Below are 18,809 nucleotides of genomic sequence, written 5' to 3'. Positions count from 1 at the left end.
GAAATAAACAGAACGGTTCCTAATTCACTTATAGCACCATGGAAACACTCATCAACGGTCTTCACCATGTAACAACATTGGCAGGTGATACCCAACGTAATGTCGATTTTTATACTGATCTTCTGGGCCTGCGGCTTGTGAAGAAGACCGTTAATTTCGACGCTCCCGATGTTTACCATCTCTATTACGGCGACGAAACAGGTTCGCCGGGCAGTATTCTGACGTTCTTCCCGTATGGCAGTGGATTGCCTCGTGGGCGCAAAGGTGTTGGGCAATTAACGTATACGGCCTTTTCTGTGCCAACTCATGCGCTGCAATACTGGATGGACCGACTCAACGAGCGCAGCATTCCGTATGCGGGACCTTACAAACGATTTTCGGAAACGTATCTACGTTTTGACGACAACGACGGTGCCGGTATTGAACTTGTTTTCAACGATGAAGATGAACGTATGGGCTGGAATACTGGTCGCATTCCGGCAGAGTACGTCATTCGCGGTTTTCACACGGTTACGTTAAATGAAGCCAATCCTGACCGCACCGTTAAACTCCTGACCGAAACCATGCAGCATACATTGGTAGGAGAGGAGCAGGGACGATTTCGGTTCAAGGCGGGTGCAGGTGGCCCCGGCAACTATGTTGATGTACAGGTGTCGCCAAACGATGTGCGGGCATTGCAGGGAGCAGGGTCGGTTCACCACGTCGCGTTCTCGACCAACTCCGATGAGACTCAGTTAGCCATCCGCGAACAGTTGATGGAGGCCGGTTTTCAGCCTACCACTGTTCTGGACCGAAACTATTTTCATAGCATTTATTTCCGTGAGCCGGGCGGTATTCTGTTCGAGATTGCTACCAACCCGCCAGGCTTCTCGGTTGATGAGCCGGTGGCCGAGTTAGGCAAAAATCTGAAATTACCTCCTCAGTACGAAGCACGTCGGACCGCGCTGGAGAAAGCACTTCCAGAGCTAATTGTTCGTTAGATGATACACAATCCAAACAACATTATTACTGCCGGGAAGCCGCTCGAAGAAGCGGGTAAAGTTATGATACTGGTGCATGGCCGGGGCAGTTCGGCGCGGGATATTTTGTCGTTATCGGAACATATTCGGGACAAGGATTTTGCTTTTGTAGCTCCCGAAGCAACTGGCAACACCTGGTATCCGTTTTCGTTTCTACGGCCCATGAATGAGAACGAACCGTACCTGTCGTCGGCTTTGCAGGTGCTAACAAGTTTACGCGCCCGCTTACAGTCCGATTTCAACGTCAGGCCCTCGCAAATGTATTGGTTAGGTTTCTCGCAGGGAGCTTGCCTGATGCTTGAGTTTGTAGCTCGTAATGCGATGGAATACGGCGGTATTTTCGGCCTGAGCGGTGGACTAATTGGCCCTGATGAAACGCCCCGTAATTATGAAGGAACGTTTGAGAATACCCCCGTTTTTCTGGGCTGTTCCGATACTGATTCGCACATACCGAAAGAGCGCGTTTTAGAAACCGAGGCTACGTTACGCCGAATGGGAGCAAACGTAACAGCGAAACTTTATCCAAATTTTCCACATTCTATCAATGAAGACGAACTAAACTTCGTTAATTTGCTGATAGCCGGAGACCGTTAATGTCTGCTCCACCACCGGCTATTTTAACAACATTGCTTATGAGCCAGTACATGGTAGAGTTTGATCTCCCCGCCGTGATGGACGAGAATTTCGCAAGCCGAATTCCGGCACAGCGGCTCAAAGTGGAGGAGATGATGGAGAGAGGTTTTTTGTTGTCGTATTCACTTTCTGTTGATCGGCAAAAGCTCTGGTGCATCTTTAAAGCCGATTCGGAGCTGGAGGTAATGGCGTCAATTTCGGAATTTCCGCTCATTAAATACATGACGCCAATGATTACCGAATTGATGTTTCACAATATGGTGGCTGCCCGAATACCGCTCTTCTCTTTAAACTGATTTTCCACGAAAGGCCCTTATTTTTGAGGGCTTTTTTCACGCCTAACCGTTGGGCGTTTGCTTTAGCATTTTGCTAAAAACCGCGTAGTAACCGGGATTTCACTGGTTACATAATATCGTAACTGTCTGAAAATCAGTTCCACGTGGAACAGTTGCCAGAGTCGGGAGTTTACTTAAATCGTACAGAGAATTTATGACGCCGAATATCCTGATTAGTAACTCAGAATATGATTTAGAGCAAAAATTTGGCCAGGAATTTATTGCCCATATCGATGGGATAAAAGCAACGACGCTAAGGCAATTTTACGAGGCCATTGCTGAGGTGCTGGAAATTCCTGACTTTGGTTTTTCACTTGAATCACTGAACGACGCCCTCAACGACTTGAGTTGGCTCGAAGACGAACGCATAGTTTTATACATCACCAATAGTGGTCAATTGCTCAGCAAAGAACGTGACCCTGCCAAATTGCTGAGCGTGCTGAACATGCTCGATGCAACCGCCGAAGACTGGAAGTGGGTCAACGATGAGGAACTTGATAACGCCAAAGAAATCATCGTCGTTTTTGACGATAGTCCGCGCATCAGGCAGTTGCTCGAACAGGAGTCAATCGATGTCAAACTGCTTAGTCAGATAACATCATAAAGCTTTTGCAGGGAGGTTAGAAACCTGCGTGCAAAAGGCCGGGAGTATTTGCAACTCCTGGCAACAAATCTGCCAAACCTGCTGTTACCCTAACGTGCCGTTGGAATATCCTTCCAGCGGCTTTTCGTGTTTGACCATACAACCTGAACGCTCGCTTGAAACCCGATGAATTGCTCGGTTTATATACCGATGAAAGCTTTATAAAATTGTTGACCGAACCGTTTGGCCGACGAACCGCCGACGAGCCGCAACGACTCCAGATTAAAGGTCTGTCCGGTAGCTTAGACGCCCTATTGGCTGCGTCGGTTTTTAAGTCGGTAGGTGGTAATCACCTATACGTTTTAACCGACCGCGATGAGGCTGCTTACTTTTTCAACGACTTGCAAAACTTGTTGAGTCGGGAAGTTCTGCTGTTTCCAATGTCGTACAAAAAACCGTACCAATACGAGGAAATTGAAAATGCCAATGTGTTGATGCGGGCTGAGGTACTGAACAAGCTGAATCCGGCACCAAAAAACGGACTGCTTATCGTGACGTATCCTGAAGCATTGTCCGAAAAAGTAATCAATAAGCGTTCGTTGCAGGCAAACACGCTGACCATTCGGGTAGGAGAGAAGTTAGACACAAATTTTGTGGCTGAACTTCTCCAGAACTATGAATTCGAGAAGACCGATTTTGTGTATGAAGCCGGTCAGTTTTCGGTGCGGGGTGGTATCATCGACGTGTTTTCTTTCGCGAGTGAATTCCCATTTCGGATCGATTTGTTCGGCGATGAGGTTGAAAGCATTCGTAAATTCAATCCTGAAACGCAACTTTCGACCGACGCCGTCGATTTCATTAACGTTATCCCCAATATTCAGACCAAACTTGTTGAGGAAACCCGTGAGCCATTTTTTGATTTTTTTCCCGATGGCACAACCGTTTGGGTAAAAGACGTAGAATTTACACTCGATATCATCGAGAAGTGTTACGAAAAAGCCGAGCAGCGTTTCGAGTCAACAGTGGCAGGTAGTGGCGGTATTCAGATTGTGTCTGACCCCGGTGAATTGTTCGAAACACGCCGTTCATTTTTGAACGAGCTAAAGAAATTCAGGACCGTAGAGTTTGGGCGCAAATTCTACTTCAAAACCGAAAGCAGGCAACAATACCCGTCGAAGCAGCAACCGTCGTTCAATAAAGATTTTAAACGATTGGTCGATACACTCGGCGATCTGCAGGCGAAGGGGTACACGAATATAATTGCCGCCGAATCGTTCAAGCAACTCGACCGGTTGCAGACGATTTTTGAAGAATTAGATCCCTTCGTGAAATTCCAGCCGCTGAACATCGGCATCCGCGAAGGCTTCCTCGACGATGCGCTGAAGATAGCCGTTTTCACAGACCATCAGATTTTTGACCGTTTCTACAAATACCGCGTTCAGGACAAGTTCTCGAAGTCGAAAGCGTTGACCCTGCGCGAACTGAAAACGTTACAACCGGGCGACTATGTAACGCACGTCGACCACGGCATCGGGCGGTTCGCGGGCTTGGAAAAAGTTGATAACAATGGCAACGAACAGGAAGCTATCCGGTTGATTTATCGCGATAACGACATGCTGTTAGTGAGCATTCACAGCCTGCACAAGATTGCCAAATACAGTGGCAAGGAAGGCGGACCGCCCACGATGAACAAGCTCGGTTCGCAGGAGTGGGAGAACAAAAAGTCGCGGATTCGCAAACAGGTTAAAGACATTGCCCGCGAACTGATTGCGCTCTACGCCAAACGCCGAACTGCCCCCGGCTACGCCTACAGCCGCGACAGCTTTTTACAGGTTGAACTCGAATCGTCGTTCCTGTACGAAGACACGCCCGATCAGGCAAAAGCGACCAACGACGTGAAAGACGACATGGAGCGTCCGCACCCGATGGACCGGCTCGTGTGTGGCGACGTGGGGTTTGGCAAAACAGAAGTGGCAATACGGGCTGCGTTTAAGGCCGTAACCGATAACAAGCAGGTAGCTGTGCTGGTGCCAACTACGATTCTCGCCATGCAGCATTTTAAAACGTTCTCAGAGCGAATGGCCGATTTTCCTGTTAAGATCGAGTACATCAATCGCTTTCGCTCGTCGGCGCAAATAAAAGAGATTCTGAAAGGCACCGCATCTGGCGAAATCGGCATCCTGATTGGCACGCACCGAATCGTGAATAAAGATGTGAAGTTCAAAGATTTAGGATTGCTGGTGATTGACGAAGAGCAGAAGTTTGGCGTAAAAACAAAAGACCGGCTCAAAGAAATGCGGGTAGAAGTCGACGTACTTACGCTCACGGCCACGCCTATTCCACGCACCCTGCATTTCTCGCTCATGGGCGCACGCGACCTCTCGGTAATTGCTACGCCCCCACCAAACCGCCAGCCGGTTACGACCGAAGTACATGCGTTTAATGAGGCCGTTATCCGCGATGCCATCAGCTACGAAATCCGACGCGGAGGGCAGGTGTTCTTTGTGCATAACCGCGTTAACGACATCGAATCTATCGGCAACCTCATCATGCGGCTCGTGCCTGATGCCCGTATTGGCGTGGCACACGGACAAATGGAAGGCGATAAGCTCGAACGGACGATGACGCGCTTTATTGAGGGTGATTACGATGTACTGGTATCTACCAATATTATTGAATCTGGTCTGGATATTTCGAATGCCAATACCATTCTCATCAACAACGCGCACTTCTTCGGCTTGTCAGACCTGCACCAAATGCGGGGTAGGGTAGGCCGGTCTAATCGCAAGGCGTTCTGTTATTTACTGACACCCCCGCCAACCGTGCTGACCGCCGATGCTCGGAAACGTTTGCAAACCCTTGAAGACTTTTCGGATTTGGGAGAAGGTTTCAAAATAGCAATGCGCGACCTCGACATTCGGGGAGCGGGCAATCTCCTTGGAGCCGAGCAAAGCGGCTTCATCAACGATCTGGGTTTCGAGATGTATCACAAGATACTGGATGAAACAGTACAGGAACTTCGCGAAAATGAGTTCAAAGATCTGTTCGAGACTAAGCCCGGCGACTTAAAACTTGCCCTGCCAGATACGATCATTGAAACTGATTTGACGATTGTAATCCCAGAGCGGTATGTACAGAATATCTCGGAGCGATTGGCGTTATACACCCGCTTAGACAGTATTCAGACTGAAGAGGAACTACGGGCCTTTCGGCAGGAAATACTCGACCGCTTCGGGCCGCTACCCGAAGAAGTCGAAAACCTGATTCAGATGGTGAACGTTCGCTGGAAAGCAGAGCGGTTATACCTTGAAAAACTGACCCTTAAGAATACTATACTGAAAGGCTACTTCGTTTCTAACGGGAATGACGCTTTCTTTACGGGCGAACAATTTGGCAAGGTAATTGAGTACATCAAACAAAATCCCGGCCAATGTTCTCTGAAAGAGTCTAAAGGGAGACCTATTTTCACCCATACCGATGTCCATTCGGTTGAACAACTGGACGAAATTCTAAAAGCAATGACGGAATGAGCAACTATTTCTTTGCTCTGCGGTCTACTGCCTTTTGTCTAATTTTGCACCTACGTTTTTACACAAGATAAAGCAATGATTCAAAAGTATCACCTGCAACGAGCCGCATATGTGCTGCTGGCAACTTTGGCTCTGGCATCGTGTAAGTCTAAGCACCCGACCAGTGTGAAGCCCGGTAAGAAAAGCACGGCAACGGGAATTGCTTATAACCAGAAAGACGGTTTTCAGGTAAAGAAATTTGCCGGGCAGAAAGCAGGTCCTAATCTGGTGTTTGTAGAAGGTGGCCGGTTCACGATGGGTGCGCTTGAGGAAGATGTGATGAACACCCGCGACAACCGCGAACGCACGGTTTCGATTCAATCCTTCTACATGGATGAGACCGAAATTGCGAACGTTCACTATCTGGAATATCTGAACGCCATCTCGCGCGATTCGTCGGAAGAGGTGGTCAAAGCAGCCCTTCCTGATACAACAGTTTGGGCTAATCCGCTGTCATTCAATGATTCTTACGTAACGCAATACCTGCGCTATCCTGCCTTTCGCTATTATCCGGTAGTGGGTGTGTCGTGGGTGCAGGCCAGCGATTATGCCGCCTGGCGTTCGGCGGCTGTAAACAATGAATTAGCCAAAGGTGGTGCTAAGACAGGCAAGAAAGGTGGCGGTTTCTCGCTGAAGCGGAAATCGAAAAAAGAAGCCGAGCCAGCGTTGGCCGAAGCGACTCCAACTGGTGCGACCAAACCAAGTTTGGAAAGCGGTTTAGTTTTGCCCGATTACCGCCTACCAACCGAAGCAGAATGGGAATATGCTGCTAAGGCGTTGATTGGCACGCAATACATGGACGAAAACCAGGTAAATCAGCGGATATATCCGTGGGATGGCTCGTCGGTACGGAATCCCAAGAAAGGCCGTAAGCAAGGCCAAATGCTGGCAAACTTCAAACGTGGTCGCGGTGACTACGCCGGTATTGCCGGTCGCTCGAACGACGGTGCCATTATTACATCTGAAATCTACGCTTATCCTGCCAACGACTTCGGTTTATACAACATGGCTGGCAACGTAAATGAGTGGGTATATGATGTGTATCGTCCACTGTCGTATCAGGACGTTAATGATCTGAACCCAATTCGCCGGAACGGTTATCTGGACGATGCTAAAAACTACGATACAAAGAACCGCAATTCGCTCGTTGACGACCGTTTGCGCGTGTACAAAGGCGGTTCGTGGAACGACGTAGCCTACTGGCTTTCGCCCGGAACACGCCGGTTCTTAGATCAGGATTCGGCAACGGCCATGATTGGTTTCCGATGCGCCATGATCGGTGTTGGCCGGAATAAGTAATTTGAAAATAACTGTATAGGAGATTGGTCATTCGGAGACGGATGACCAATTTTTGTTTATTGTGTGGCTGCCAACGTTATAACGCCAACCGATTTACAGCCTTTTTGGAGCAATTCGGTGGCGCAGGCTCCGAGAGTTGCTCCCGTCGTTAGCACATCATCAATCAAAATAATATTCTTTCCGGCGATAGCTGTCGGGTCTGTAACTGCGAAAACGGTTTTAACATTCTCCCAACGCTCAACCCGATTCTTTTTTGTTTGCGACGTTTTGAATTGTTCACGGATTAGAATATCCGTTCGTGCAGGTATACCGAGCGACTCGGCAAAACCTTCGGCAATCCAGTCTGCCTGATTATAGCCGCGTTGATTCAGCCGGCTTCTATGTAGTGGTACGCCGATTATGAGATCGAAGTTTTCTGATACAATACTTTCCTGCTTTAGTTGATAGCCGTACCAGCCTGCAACTTCTCTGGCGGCTTCTTTTTGCCCGCCATACTTTATTTTGTGAATTAGCTTTTGCACTGTCCCGCCTTTCTGAAAATGTAAGTACGACAATGCAAAGGCAACAGGTACTTTTCCGGCAAACTTATTGATGGAGACTGACAGGTCGGGATTCCGGTGCTGACCTGTTTCGGGCAGACGAATACGGCAATGGGCGCATAATACCCGTTCGGTAGGCTGGAGCGACCGCGAACAACCTAAGCAAAGGGTAGGGTAGAGGGTATCGATAAAATCATTCAGCAGCCCGTATATAAACCGAAACATGGTCAGTATTCGTTAGTTAGATAAAAACCTCGTAATTTAGAGAGAACCGTTAAGCAACAATCTCAAGTGAACGAAAATTTGATAGATACAGAATGGGAGCTACTGCTCGATCAACTTCAACAGTTGGTTGGGAAACGTCCGGCAGATCTTAACGCTGTGCTGTTTTTAATTGGTGTGCAGGAGTTGGGGCGCGGTCCGCGCCGGTTCTCAAAAGAGGCTAAACAAGACCTCATGCATATTGCGGTGTGCCGTGTTTTGAGTCAATCAGACTATTACGAGTTCGATGGCTATGATAAGGATGGATGGCCCCAATGGAAGCTTCTCAAGCCAATTCCTCACGCTGATTTGTTGGGGCAGGAATCTTTTTTAAAACGACATGTGATTCTTTACTTTCAACGTATTCTGGTTTAACCGCTCAACATGTACGCACATGCAATCAACCAATTCTTACGCAACCCTACTTCAGCGAATCGAAGAATACAAAAAGCGGTATTTCCAGAACCAGTTAGTTAAAGGAAGTCTATTTTTTGTAGCTCTTACAGGAACAGGATATCTCCTGATAAATACTGCTGAGTTTATTGGGCGATTCAATTCTGTTGGACGCGGCTTCCTGTTATTCAGCTTTCTGATTATGGCTGTAGTGGGGCTGTATCTCTTCATTTTGCGGCCCTTATTCAGCCTATACGGTTTAAACAAACCCTTGTCTAACGATGAAGCTGCACGTCAGATTGGGCAGTATTTTCCTGAAGTGGGCGATAAGTTGCTGAATACACTCCAGCTTCAGCGTATCTTGTCGGATCAGAGTGATCTTCTTCAGGCAAGTTTGCAGCAACGCTCACAACAGTTACTAATTAACCGCTTTGCCAACGCTATCCAGATTAGCCGCAACCGCCGATTCTTGAAATATGCCATTCCTCCATTGGCGTTGATTTTGGGAATTTTGTTAGTGAACCCTACTTTCTTCACTAAGTCATCTACTCGCTTGGTCAACTACAATAAGGAGTTCGTTGAAGAAGCTCCGTTTCAGTTTATTGTACAAAACAAGAGTATGAAAGCCTTTCGCAACGAAGACTTTCCATTGTCAGTGAAACTAAAGGGAGATGCACTGCCCCAGTCGGTATACGTTGTTACGGCGAATGGGACTCGTTTTAAACTGGATCAGGCGGGACAGCAGTTTACCTATACGTTCGATAATATACAGCGTGATTTAGATTTTCATCTGGAAGCTGCTGGCTTTAATTCGCAGACGTATACAGTTGCTTTAATCGACCGACCAGCCGTTTTATCATTTAATGTCCGGCTCGATTATCCGGCTTATTTGCAAAAGCCCAGTGAGCAATTGGCAAACGTGGGTAATCTGCTTGTGCCGCAGGGAACAGTAGTGAACTGGGAATTTGCTGCCGACCATACAGATTCGCTTTCTCTTCGGTTCAACACCGATACCCGGTCTACGCCTGCTCGTTTAATTGACGACAATACATTTGCTGTTAGCCGCCGTTTGATGCAAAATGCGCAATATACCGTGTCGCTGAAGAACGCGCAGATTGCCTCTCCGTCGAGTATTCAATATAATGTTCAGGTTATTCCTGACCGGTTTCCGCAAATTTCTGTGGATCGCATTCAGGATACTGTTACCTATAATTTCATATCTCTATCGGGTCTGGTTTCTGATGATTACGGTTTTTCTAAACTGCGGCTGAATTATAAAATAATTCGCGACGGTAAAGAAACGCCCCTGCGTAGCAAAGACATCCCGGTTAATCGGTCGACTACTTCACAGAACTTCGTTTATAACTGGTCGCTCGACAGCCTGCAATTACAACAGGGCGATAAGTTAGACTACTATGTTCAGGTCTGGGATAACGATGGTGTAAGCGGCCCCAAATCGAGTCGCTCAAATCAATTAAACTTTGCCATTCCGACGCAGTTGGAAGTGCAAAAGCAAGTTGACAAATCTGCTGAGAAAACCGAGCAACAGATTGACAATGCCCTGAGTAAAACGCAGGAGATCAAGCGTGAACTGAATCAGATGGAAGATCGGATGCGTACCAAGAAATCATCTGACTTCCAGGATAAAAAACAGTTACAGGATATTCTAAAAAAACGCGAAGAACTTCTGCGTGAGGTTCAAAAGTTGCAGGAGCAGTTTCAGAAGACGAATGAGATGCAACAACGTTTCTCCCAGAATGATCAGGCAGTGAAAGAGAAACTGGAGCAGCTACAGAAGCTTTTTAACGAGCTATTAGACCCTGAAGCCAAGCAACTGTATGAACAATTGAAACAACTTCTCGAAAAGAAGCAGGATGAGAAGGCGTCTGATTTGCTTGATCGTTTGAGTCGTAAAGAGCGGAATATGGAACGTGATCTTGATCGGGCCTTGAAGCTTTTCAAGCAGATGCAATTGGAGCAGAAAGTTGAGAACCTGGCGAAAGAACTCGAAAAGCAGGCTGATCGATTAGACGAACAGGCGCAGGAAAACGAGAAGACCAACGAACCAAACGCCGATCAGATGCAGCAACAGCAACAGTCGGAGGAGGATTTTAAAAAGCTTCAGGAACAACTCGAAGAGATGATCAAGCAGGCTGAAAAAGACGGCCTAAATAAACCTGATCCTTCTGAAAAAGACCAGAAAGATGCGGAGAGTGCTATGCAGGAAGCAATGAAGCAAATGAAGCAGAAGCAGGGTAAAAAAGCGGCTTCATCACAAAGCAAAGCGTCGAAGTCCATGCGGTCTATGAAACAGTCGATGGAGGAATCGATGGAATCAGCCGAGATGGAGGAGCTTCAGGAGAACATGGATGATTTGCGTAATATTCTTGAAAACCTAATTACGCTGTCATTTGGACAAGAGCGTGTGATGAAAGATTTCCGGGGTATGAGTTTGCAGGATCCACGCGTGACAAAGCTTTCTCAGGAACAGTTAAAGCTTCAGGATGACGCCAAAATTATTGAAGACAGTCTGAATGCATTGGCGAGCCGGGTAGTTCAAATTCAATCGTTCGTGACGCGTGAGCTGACAAACATGAAATTTTACATGGATGAAAGTGTGCTGCAACTACGAGAACGTCGGTTGAGTATGGCCTCGTCAAAGCAGCAATTTGCCATGACGTCGATGAACAATCTGGCTCTCATGTTGAGTGATGTTCTGAAGAATATGAAGCAGCAGATGCAGGCAATGGCAATGCCGGGGGCTGGAGCAAGTGGGAAGAAAGGGAAGAAGCAAGGCGGAGAGGAGGGGCTTGGCAAGATGCAAAAGGAGATGAACAGCCGCATGGAGAAACTTGCCAAGTCTGGAAAATCGGGCCGTGGTTTATCAGAAGAACTTTCTCAATTAGCGGCTCAGCAGGCGATGATTCGGAATATGCTGAGGCAGTTAGAGGAGAGGGCGAAAGGAACAGAGGTAGGCAAGCAGCAGCAACAACAGGTTGACGAGCTGATAAAAAAAATGGATGAAACCGAAACGGACCTGGTTAATAAGCGATTAAATCAAAACACGCTTAACCGGCAGAATGAGATTATGACCCGCTTACTTGAATCGGAGAAAGCATTGAAGCAGCAGGAGGAAGACCCGAAACGTCAGGCCGAAACGGCCAAATCGCTCAAGCAAAGTCAGCCTTCTTTCTTCGACTCTGCTACTATGCAGCAGAAGGTAAAACAGGTTGAGGTTTTACGCTCGGTTACGCCCAATTATAATCAGTTCTACAAGAAAGAGGCCAATCAGTATTTGCAACGGCTTGGTAATTAACACTTGCCTGAAAGAAATGAGAAACGTCGGCTGGCACTTAGGCCGACGTTTTTTTGTTCCACTTAGAACTGTTTTAGAGTCAATCTTCTCATTAATCTAAATTTTATCAATTTTGCGAAAAGTTTCCACGTGAAACATTTTTCAAAATTTACACAGCCATGTTTTCATCATACGATGTTATTGTAGTTGGTGCCGGGCACGCCGGCTGTGAAGCTGCACACGCAGCCGCCACAATGGGGTCAACGGTTTTACTGATTACAATGAATATGCAAACTATCGCACAAATGTCGTGCAATCCAGCTATGGGCGGGGTGGCAAAAGGACAAATTGTGCGTGAGGTAGATGCTTTGGGTGGCATGTCGGGAATCATAAGCGACAAGAGCATGATTCAATTTCGAATGCTAAACCGCTCGAAAGGTCCCGCTATGTGGAGTCCACGTTGCCAAAGCGACCGCAATATGTTTGCCTGGGAATGGCGAAAAACGCTTGAAGCAAATAAACTGATCGACTTCTGGCAAGACACTGTCAACGAAGTGTTAGTGAAAGATGGGCGAATTACGGGTGTAAAAACAACCTTAGGCGTTACGTTTTCAGCTAAAGCTGTTGTACTCACGAATGGCACATTTCTGAATGGGCAGATGTTCATTGGCGAGAAAGTTTTTGGCGGGGGACGAACGGCTGAACGCTCAGCCACAGGGTTGACCGAACAGTTAGCAACACTCGGTTTCGAAGCAGGTAGAATGAAGACAGGCACTCCTCCGCGTGTAGACGGCCGGAGTCTGAACTACGGCCTGATGGAAGAGCAGTTGGGAGATGAAAAACCGGGTAAGTTTTCTTATACCGATACACCCTCGCTAACGCAACAACGCTCATGCTGGATTACCTACACAAACGAAAGTGTACACGATGAACTGAAAACGGGCTTCGAAAAGTCGCCTATGTTTACGGGTCGAATAAAGGGGTTAGGTCCGCGCTATTGCCCATCCATCGAAGATAAAATCAATCGATTTGCCGATAAAGACCGTCACCAGATTTTCGTGGAGCCAGAAGGTTGGGATACGGTAGAAGTTTACGTAAATGGTTTTTCGACATCATTACCTGAATCGGTTCAGTATGATGCCTTACGGAAAATTCCCGGTTTTGAGCAAGTACGCATGTTTCGACCCGGTTATGCTGTAGAATACGATTACTTCCCGCCAACACAGTTAAAGTCTACTTTGGAGACTCGTTTAATAAACAATCTGTTCTTTGCCGGTCAGATAAACGGTACAACAGGTTATGAAGAAGCTGCATGTCAAGGTTTGATTGCTGGTATCAACGCGCATAGAAATGTTCATGAAGAAGCTGAATTCACCATTAAACGGTCAGAAGGCTACATTGGGGTCTTAATCGATGATTTGATCACGAAAGGTACTGAGGAGCCTTATCGTATGTTTACCTCGCGGGCCGAGTACCGAACATTGTTGCGACAGGATAACGCTGACATCCGGTTGACAGAAAAGGGGTACGCGATAGGGTTAGCCTCACAGGAACGCTATGAAAAAATGATTCAAAAGCGTGACGGGGTAGCAACGCTAACCGAAGTTATTCGGAGTACGAAAATCAAGCCCGAAGATGTAAATAACTGGCTGTTGTCTATGAACAGCTCACCGCTTCGTGAGAAAGGTAGTTTATACACACTACTGAAACGGCCTGAAATAGATCAGGAAAATATATATGGATTGCTGGCCTTAGTACCCAACTTGCCTGCAATAGGAGAGGAGGTACTCGAGCAAACCATTATTGAAATCAAGTACGAAGACTATTTATCCCGTGAAAAACAGAACGCCGAAAAGTTAGACAGGTGGGAAAATTTAACAATCCATCCCACCTTCGACTACGACCGATTGGGCGCGTTATCGTTTGAAGGACGTGAAAAATTGAAGCGATTACGACCCGGTACTATCGGTCAGGCATCACGGATTAGTGGCGTTAGCCCCTCCGATGTATCGATCCTGTTAGTATATATGGGTCGCTGATTTATAAATACTCAATGGTTGGCAGGCTATTTGGGACATGCCTGCCAGCCGCATTTTTAACGTGACAAATACTTTGGAAACTGTACTTGCCTGCCCCCTTTGCAATACCACCAGGTTTAGCCCTTTTCTTGTTTGCCGTGATTACTTGGTCAGCCAACAAGACTTCGCCATACAACAGTGCGATAATTGCGGATTAAGATTAACCAATCCGCGCCCGGATTTGTCTGAAATAGGTAACTATTATAAATCCTATGCATACGTTTCTCACAATGACCAGGGTGGAGGATTAATTAATTCAATTTACCGGACAGTGCGTTCGTACACCCTAAAATCAAAATTATCGCTTCTGAACAAGTTGAATGCAGGGGTTGGTAGTTTGTTGGATGTTGGCTGCGGCACAGGTGCCTTTTTAGAGACCTGCCAGAACGGGGGTTGGAAAATTGCCGGTATGGAACCGGATGCTGACGCTCGTGAGGTTGCTGAGAAAAAGCTGAATCTGTCTATTGCGCCCTCGCTCGATTCAATTAGTAGCGAGCTGAAACAGTTTGATAGTATTACGCTTTGGCATGTACTGGAACACATTCCAAATTTGGGGGAGACCTTAGAGCAATTACGGCAGTTATTAACTGAACAGGGAACGCTCATCATTGCCGTACCAAATTCAGACTCATACGATGCAACCCACTATGGTCGGTATTGGGCAGCCTACGATGTACCCCGGCACCTCTACCATTTTACGCCAGCTACGATGAAACAGTTGGTTGAAAAACACGGAATGCGAATACAAAAACAAATACCTATGAATTTCGATGCATTCTACATAGCTCTGCTTAGTACAAAATATCGCAAGGGCAATACAGATTATATAAACAGTGGGTGGACAGGTTTAGTATCTAATCTGAAAGCGTCAACAAGCGGTCATTCTTCCAGCATAACGTATATCATCAAAAAAATGTAGGCTAATTTGCCGCCTTCACATCTCTGCGCTTTCTCTGGAAAAGAGGTCAATTCAATATTAAAAATGTTAAATTTTTATGTGCATAAGTGTGTGCATAAACGGCTATTCTATGTGGAAAACTTGTCAATAAATAGGTTTGTCTCTGTGGAATACGTAGCGAGTTTTCCACATACATCAAAATAGGCCGTTTAGTTGTGGAGAAGTCGACACTTATCAACCTGAAACCGGGGTACTTTTCCTCACTGTAAACTGTGCAAAACTTTTTTCCACAAATCCACAGGCAGTGGCAGAGAATTTGTGGAAAAAAATGTTATTTATCAAATTGTCAATGGGTTAAACGTGGATAACTTTTGGTTAAAGGCTGACAAATGCACTTTATTTATCCACATTTTTGATAAGATTGTGTGGGAAAAGTATTTGTCAACATGTCCACACACCTAATAAGAATAATAACGTTTACTTTAAAAGACTCTTTTATAAAATGTTAATAAGGTCAATTGCTGTTGTTATGCTTTTGTTGCTGACCTGTCTGGCGTGGGGTCAGGAGGGCGGGGCTACATTGGCCGAAGAATATTACAAAGCTGGCGAGTTCGAAAAAGCAGCTAATGAGTACAGCCGCTTGTTGAAAGGCGATGTGACCTGGACGCGCTTGTCTCGCTATGTGGGAAGCTTGCAGCGAACAAACAAAACGGACGATGCGCTGAAGTATTTGCGAAAGCAACAACGAAGCGATGAGACGAATAAACCTTATTATGAATTGCTCATCGGGCAAATTGCCGCACAGCAGGGCGACACAGTAACGGCCAACACGCAGTACACAGCGGCTGTGCAGCATAGTAAATCAAATACAACCCGGTTAGAAAAGATTGCTACAGCGTTCTCCGAGTCAGGAGAAGCCCGCTGGGCGATTCGAGCCTTGGAAACGGCCCGTGAGGTCAGCAGAGAACAAACGGCCTACAGCGAGGATTTAATGGCCCTGTACAGGGCAACGGGTCAAACCCAAAAAGCTATCGATGAAACCATCCTGACGAGCAAACAGCCAGATAAAAAGGAAAAAGTCATAGCTACGTTGCAGAGTTTCATTAATACAAAAGAAGAACCCTTAGTAGAGTCAGCGTTGTACGCAAAAATTCAACAGGAGCCGGGCGAACTGGCTTACAACGAATTGCTGGTGTGGTTCTTTGTTCAAAAACAGAAATTTAGCCGGGCTTTGTTACAGGAGAAAGCAACCGATAAACGCATGAAGCTAAATGGGGGCAGGGTGTATGACCTCGGTATGCTGGCAATGAACAACAAAGAGTACAAAGCGGCTGCCGACGCCTTCGAGTATATTGCTACAACGTACCCACAGGGACAGTTATACCCATTTGCCCGCCGGTTAGTGATTAACGCCCGTGAAGAGCAGGTTAAGAATACATACCCGGTAGATAAATATGAAATCAGAAAACTCATCGCCGATTATCAGCGGATGTTGCAGGAAATTGGTACAAACGTAAAAACGCTGGAAGCACTGCGAAGCACGGCTAATTTGTATGGAAATTATTTAGACAGTCGCGATACGGCTTTGTCTGTGCTTGATTTAGCCATTGATCTGGGGAAAAATGATCGAAATTTTGTGGATAAGTGCAAAATTGACAAAGGCGATATCTACCTGTTGAAGGGCGAACCCTGGGAATCGACCTTGTTATACTCGCAGGTTGAAAAGTCGCAGAAAGAAGAACTACTTGGGTATGAGGCTAAGCTTAAAAATGCCAAATTACACTACTACAAGGGCGATTTTGCGGTGGCGAAAGACGTACTCGATGTATTAAAACTGGCTACCTCGCGCGAAATCGCCAATGATGCTGAGCAGCTAAGTCTGTTAATTGTGGATAACACAGGCGAAGACAGCACCGAATCTGCCATGCGGGCATACGCTGCAATTGACCTGTTACTTTTTCAAAATAAAACAGATGAGGCTGTGGATAAACTCAACGACATGTGGATAAAACATGGCGAAAGTAGTTTAGCCGACGAAATTCTGTGGCTTAGAGCAAATACGTATCTGAAACAGGGTAAAAGCAAAGAAGCCCTTGATGACCTGAAAGCAATAATGGCCAAGTATCCTAACGATATATTGGGCGACGATGCGCTCTTTACTCAAGGAAAAGTTCTCGAGGAGCGACTCAAAGATAAACCGGCTGCTATGGCTATTTATCAACAGCTATTGACCCAGTATCCCGGCAGTATTTATGTGGCTGAAGCCCGAAAACGATTCCGGTCTCTACGGGGCGATACAGTGAATTAATGGACATGCTGTAGAAAAGTCAACCTTACCCGCCTTCTACACGGTTTGCAGAAATGACTCTCTAAAGGCCATGTATTCTGCCGGAATACGAGTGCTTTTTTTAGGTTGGTCGGCTAATACGGCTAATCGGTCGGGTACTTCTACAGGTTGCTTCAATACGTCTTCAACTAATGGCTTAAACTTCGCCGGGTGCGCCGTAGCCAATGCAATACCGACTGCATCCTGTTGATTATCAGCTAAATATTGATTTATGCCCATAATCCCAATAGCTGTATGCGGACAGGCTACGTAGCCATGCTGGTCGCGAATCTGAACCATACCCGCACGGGTTTCATCATCTGTGTAGAAATAACCGGTTACGTGCTGGCTTACAGTAGAATAATCATCGCCGTATAGATGGAGCAGTCGCACAAAATTGCTGGGGCTACCAACGTCCATCGCATTCGATATGGTAGCGACAGAATCGCCCGGCTCGTAGTTTCCTGAAGCTAAGTAGGAAGGAACCACATGGTTTAAGTTTGTTGCAGCTACAAAATGGCTGATGGGCAGGCCCATCTGCTGGACCATCACCCCTGCACTAAGGTTGCCAAAATTGCCACTCGGTGTCGAAAAGACAACTGGCTTGCCATGATGTCGAACCTGACCGTAGGCCCGCACATAATAAAATCCTTGTGGAATGAGTCGGAAAATATTAATCGAATTTGCTGACGACAACGCCAATGCCTGATTCAACTCGACATCGACAAACGCCTGTTTCACAATAGCCTGGCACTCGTCAAATGAGCCATCTACTTCAAATGCCCGCACGTTGCCGCCCAGCGTAGTAAGCTGCTTTTCCTGCAAATCGCTGACCCGCCCGCTCGGATACAGAATAGATACCCGAACGCCCGGTACATTATGAAACCCCATTGCTACAGCCCCGCCCGTATCGCCCGACGTAGCCACTAAAATGTTGATTTCCTTGTCGTTGCGCGCTGAAAAATGTGCCATCAAAGCCGCCATGTATCGTGCACCAACGTCTTTAAACGCCAGTGATGGACCATGAAACAATTCTAATATGCCAACCCGACCCGGTTCCAGTTCAACAACCGGCGTATCGAACGGAAAAGCCTGTGCTGTTAACTCTTCCAGATCCTGTTTGGCAATCTCATCACCAAACAGGGCCTGGCTGAGAGCAAATCCAATATCGGCTAACGATAAACCAGCAATGTCATTAAAGAACTTGGCACCTAAACGAGGCAAGGGAGTGGGCATATACAGCCCTTTGTCAGTCGGCATACTATGAAACAGAGCCTGTTCGATAGATACTGTCGATTGTGGGCTATTGGTACTGTAGAAGCGCATAGGTCACGTCAGGAAAGATGACAAAGTTCGGAAAACCAGCCGAATCTGCCGAAATCATTCAAAGAAATGTGGAAAAGTATGTCTCGTTGTGGATAAGTTGGGAGATGCGTACCTTTGAAAGCCAAAAATCGTGATCTCTTATGTCGTTTGGACAATTCAATGTGCCTGTTCCGGCCAACGAGCCAGTCAAAGAGTATCGTCCTGGTTCGCCCGAACGGGAAGCTGTAAAGCAAGCTATCGCTGATTTCCGGTCGC

14 protein-coding genes (1 of these 14 cut by a window edge) are annotated in these 18,809 nt (G+C 46.6%); 12 read left to right on the top strand and 2 right to left on the bottom strand.

What is annotated here, in order from left to right:
• Positions 1-38 precede the first annotated feature (38 nt).
• The 6 genes from AWR27_RS20615 (at position 39) to AWR27_RS20590 (ending at position 7,438) form a co-directional block, all read left to right on the top strand.
• Positions 39-980 carry a ring-cleaving dioxygenase gene (locus AWR27_RS20615; protein WP_077132930.1) on the top strand — a complete coding sequence of 314 codons (942 nt, stop codon included), beginning with the start codon at positions 39-41 and terminating at the stop codon, positions 978-980.
• A complete protein-coding gene (locus tag AWR27_RS20610; protein WP_077132929.1) occupies positions 981-1,613 on the top strand; it encodes an alpha/beta hydrolase in 633 nt (210 codons plus the stop codon).
• Positions 1,614-1,651: 38 nt separating this feature from the next.
• A complete protein-coding gene (locus tag AWR27_RS20605) occupies positions 1,652-1,948 on the top strand; it encodes a muconolactone Delta-isomerase family protein (protein WP_077132928.1) in 297 nt (98 codons plus the stop codon).
• 193 nt (positions 1,949-2,141) lie between these two features.
• A complete protein-coding gene (locus AWR27_RS20600) occupies positions 2,142-2,591 on the top strand; it encodes a barstar family protein (RefSeq protein WP_077132927.1) in 450 nt (149 codons plus the stop codon).
• 155 nt (positions 2,592-2,746) lie between these two features.
• Positions 2,747-6,100 (top strand): transcription-repair coupling factor, encoded by a 3,354-nt coding sequence (gene mfd, locus AWR27_RS20595; protein WP_077132926.1) that lies wholly within the window; start codon positions 2,747-2,749, stop codon positions 6,098-6,100.
• A 75-nt stretch (positions 6,101-6,175) separates the two neighbouring features.
• Complete coding sequence (locus AWR27_RS20590; protein ID WP_077132925.1) at positions 6,176-7,438, top strand: SUMF1/EgtB/PvdO family nonheme iron enzyme; 1,263 nt, start codon at positions 6,176-6,178, stop codon at positions 7,436-7,438.
• A gap of 56 nt (positions 7,439-7,494) precedes the next feature.
• On the opposite strand, the gene AWR27_RS20585 is transcribed toward AWR27_RS20590, so the two are convergent.
• Entirely contained in the window at positions 7,495-8,202 is a 708-nt protein-coding gene (locus AWR27_RS20585; RefSeq protein WP_077132924.1) for a ComF family protein, read from the bottom strand.
• A gap of 66 nt (positions 8,203-8,268) precedes the next feature.
• Between AWR27_RS20585 and AWR27_RS20580 the strand changes: the two genes are divergently transcribed.
• The 5 genes from AWR27_RS20580 to AWR27_RS20560 all read left to right on the top strand — a co-directional run bounded on the left by AWR27_RS20580 (position 8,269) and on the right by AWR27_RS20560 (position 17,210).
• Positions 8,269-8,613, top strand: a complete 345-nt coding sequence (locus tag AWR27_RS20580) for a hypothetical protein (protein ID WP_077132923.1) — start codon at positions 8,269-8,271, stop codon at positions 8,611-8,613.
• A gap of 19 nt (positions 8,614-8,632) precedes the next feature.
• Entirely contained in the window at positions 8,633-11,947 is a 3,315-nt protein-coding gene (locus AWR27_RS20575; RefSeq protein WP_077132922.1) for a coiled-coil domain-containing protein, read from the top strand.
• Between the two features lie 158 nt (positions 11,948-12,105).
• Positions 12,106-13,965, top strand: a complete 1,860-nt coding sequence (gene mnmG, locus AWR27_RS20570) for a tRNA uridine-5-carboxymethylaminomethyl(34) synthesis enzyme MnmG (RefSeq protein ID WP_077132921.1) — start codon at positions 12,106-12,108, stop codon at positions 13,963-13,965.
• Positions 13,966-14,002: 37 nt separating this feature from the next.
• Positions 14,003-14,923, top strand: a complete 921-nt coding sequence (locus tag AWR27_RS20565) for a class I SAM-dependent methyltransferase (RefSeq protein ID WP_077132920.1) — start codon at positions 14,003-14,005, stop codon at positions 14,921-14,923.
• Between the two features lie 508 nt (positions 14,924-15,431).
• On the top strand, positions 15,432-17,210 hold the full coding sequence (locus AWR27_RS20560; RefSeq protein WP_232325886.1) for a tetratricopeptide repeat protein: 1,779 nt from the start codon (positions 15,432-15,434) through the stop codon (positions 17,208-17,210).
• 36 nt (positions 17,211-17,246) lie between these two features.
• Here the strand turns inward: AWR27_RS20560 and thrC are convergent, their stop codons facing one another.
• The gene (gene thrC / locus AWR27_RS20555) at positions 17,247-18,554 is read right to left on the bottom strand and encodes a threonine synthase (RefSeq protein WP_077132918.1); all 1,308 of its coding nucleotides are present in this window, start codon (positions 18,552-18,554) and stop codon (positions 17,247-17,249) included.
• Positions 18,555-18,694: 140 nt separating this feature from the next.
• Here thrC and pruA point away from each other — a divergent pair, with 140 nt between their 5' ends.
• On the top strand, positions 18,695-18,809 hold the beginning of the coding sequence (pruA, locus tag AWR27_RS20550) for an L-glutamate gamma-semialdehyde dehydrogenase (RefSeq protein ID WP_077132917.1). 1,517 nt of this gene lie beyond the right edge of the window; the window shows 115 of its 1,632 coding nt (coding positions 1-115); it begins with the start codon at positions 18,695-18,697; its stop codon lies off the right edge, out of view.

It is taken from the genome of Spirosoma montaniterrae, assembly GCF_001988955.1.
In the GTDB taxonomy this organism is placed as follows: Bacteria; Bacteroidota; Bacteroidia; order Cytophagales; family Spirosomataceae; genus Spirosoma; species Spirosoma montaniterrae.
The sequence above is the reverse complement of the archived record's forward strand: the minus strand, read 5'-3'. Positions and strand labels throughout refer to the sequence as shown.

Bases quoted from the DNA above. Each gene is read 5' to 3' on its own strand.
- AWR27_RS20605 (WP_077132928.1), top strand. From the start codon at position 1,652: ATGAGCCAGTACATGGTAGAGTTTGATCTCCCCGCCGTGATGGACGAG.
- AWR27_RS20600 (WP_077132927.1), top strand. From the start codon at position 2,142: ATGACGCCGAATATCCTGATTAGTAACTCAGAATATGATTTAGAGCAA.
- AWR27_RS20565 (WP_077132920.1), top strand. From the start codon at position 14,003: ATGCCTGCCAGCCGCATTTTTAACGTGACAAATACTTTGGAAACTGTA.
- AWR27_RS20610 (WP_077132929.1), top strand. From the start codon at position 981: ATGATACACAATCCAAACAACATTATTACTGCCGGGAAGCCGCTCGAA.
- thrC (WP_077132918.1), bottom strand. From the start codon at position 18,554: ATGCGCTTCTACAGTACCAATAGCCCACAATCGACAGTATCTATCGAA.
- AWR27_RS20575 (WP_077132922.1), top strand. From the start codon at position 8,633: ATGCAATCAACCAATTCTTACGCAACCCTACTTCAGCGAATCGAAGAA.
- AWR27_RS20590 (WP_077132925.1), top strand. From the start codon at position 6,176: ATGATTCAAAAGTATCACCTGCAACGAGCCGCATATGTGCTGCTGGCA.
- mnmG (WP_077132921.1), top strand. From the start codon at position 12,106: ATGTTTTCATCATACGATGTTATTGTAGTTGGTGCCGGGCACGCCGGC.
- AWR27_RS20560 (WP_232325886.1), top strand. From the start codon at position 15,432: ATGCTTTTGTTGCTGACCTGTCTGGCGTGGGGTCAGGAGGGCGGGGCT.
- AWR27_RS20615 (WP_077132930.1), top strand. From the start codon at position 39: ATGGAAACACTCATCAACGGTCTTCACCATGTAACAACATTGGCAGGT.
- AWR27_RS20585 (WP_077132924.1), bottom strand. From the start codon at position 8,202: ATGTTTCGGTTTATATACGGGCTGCTGAATGATTTTATCGATACCCTC.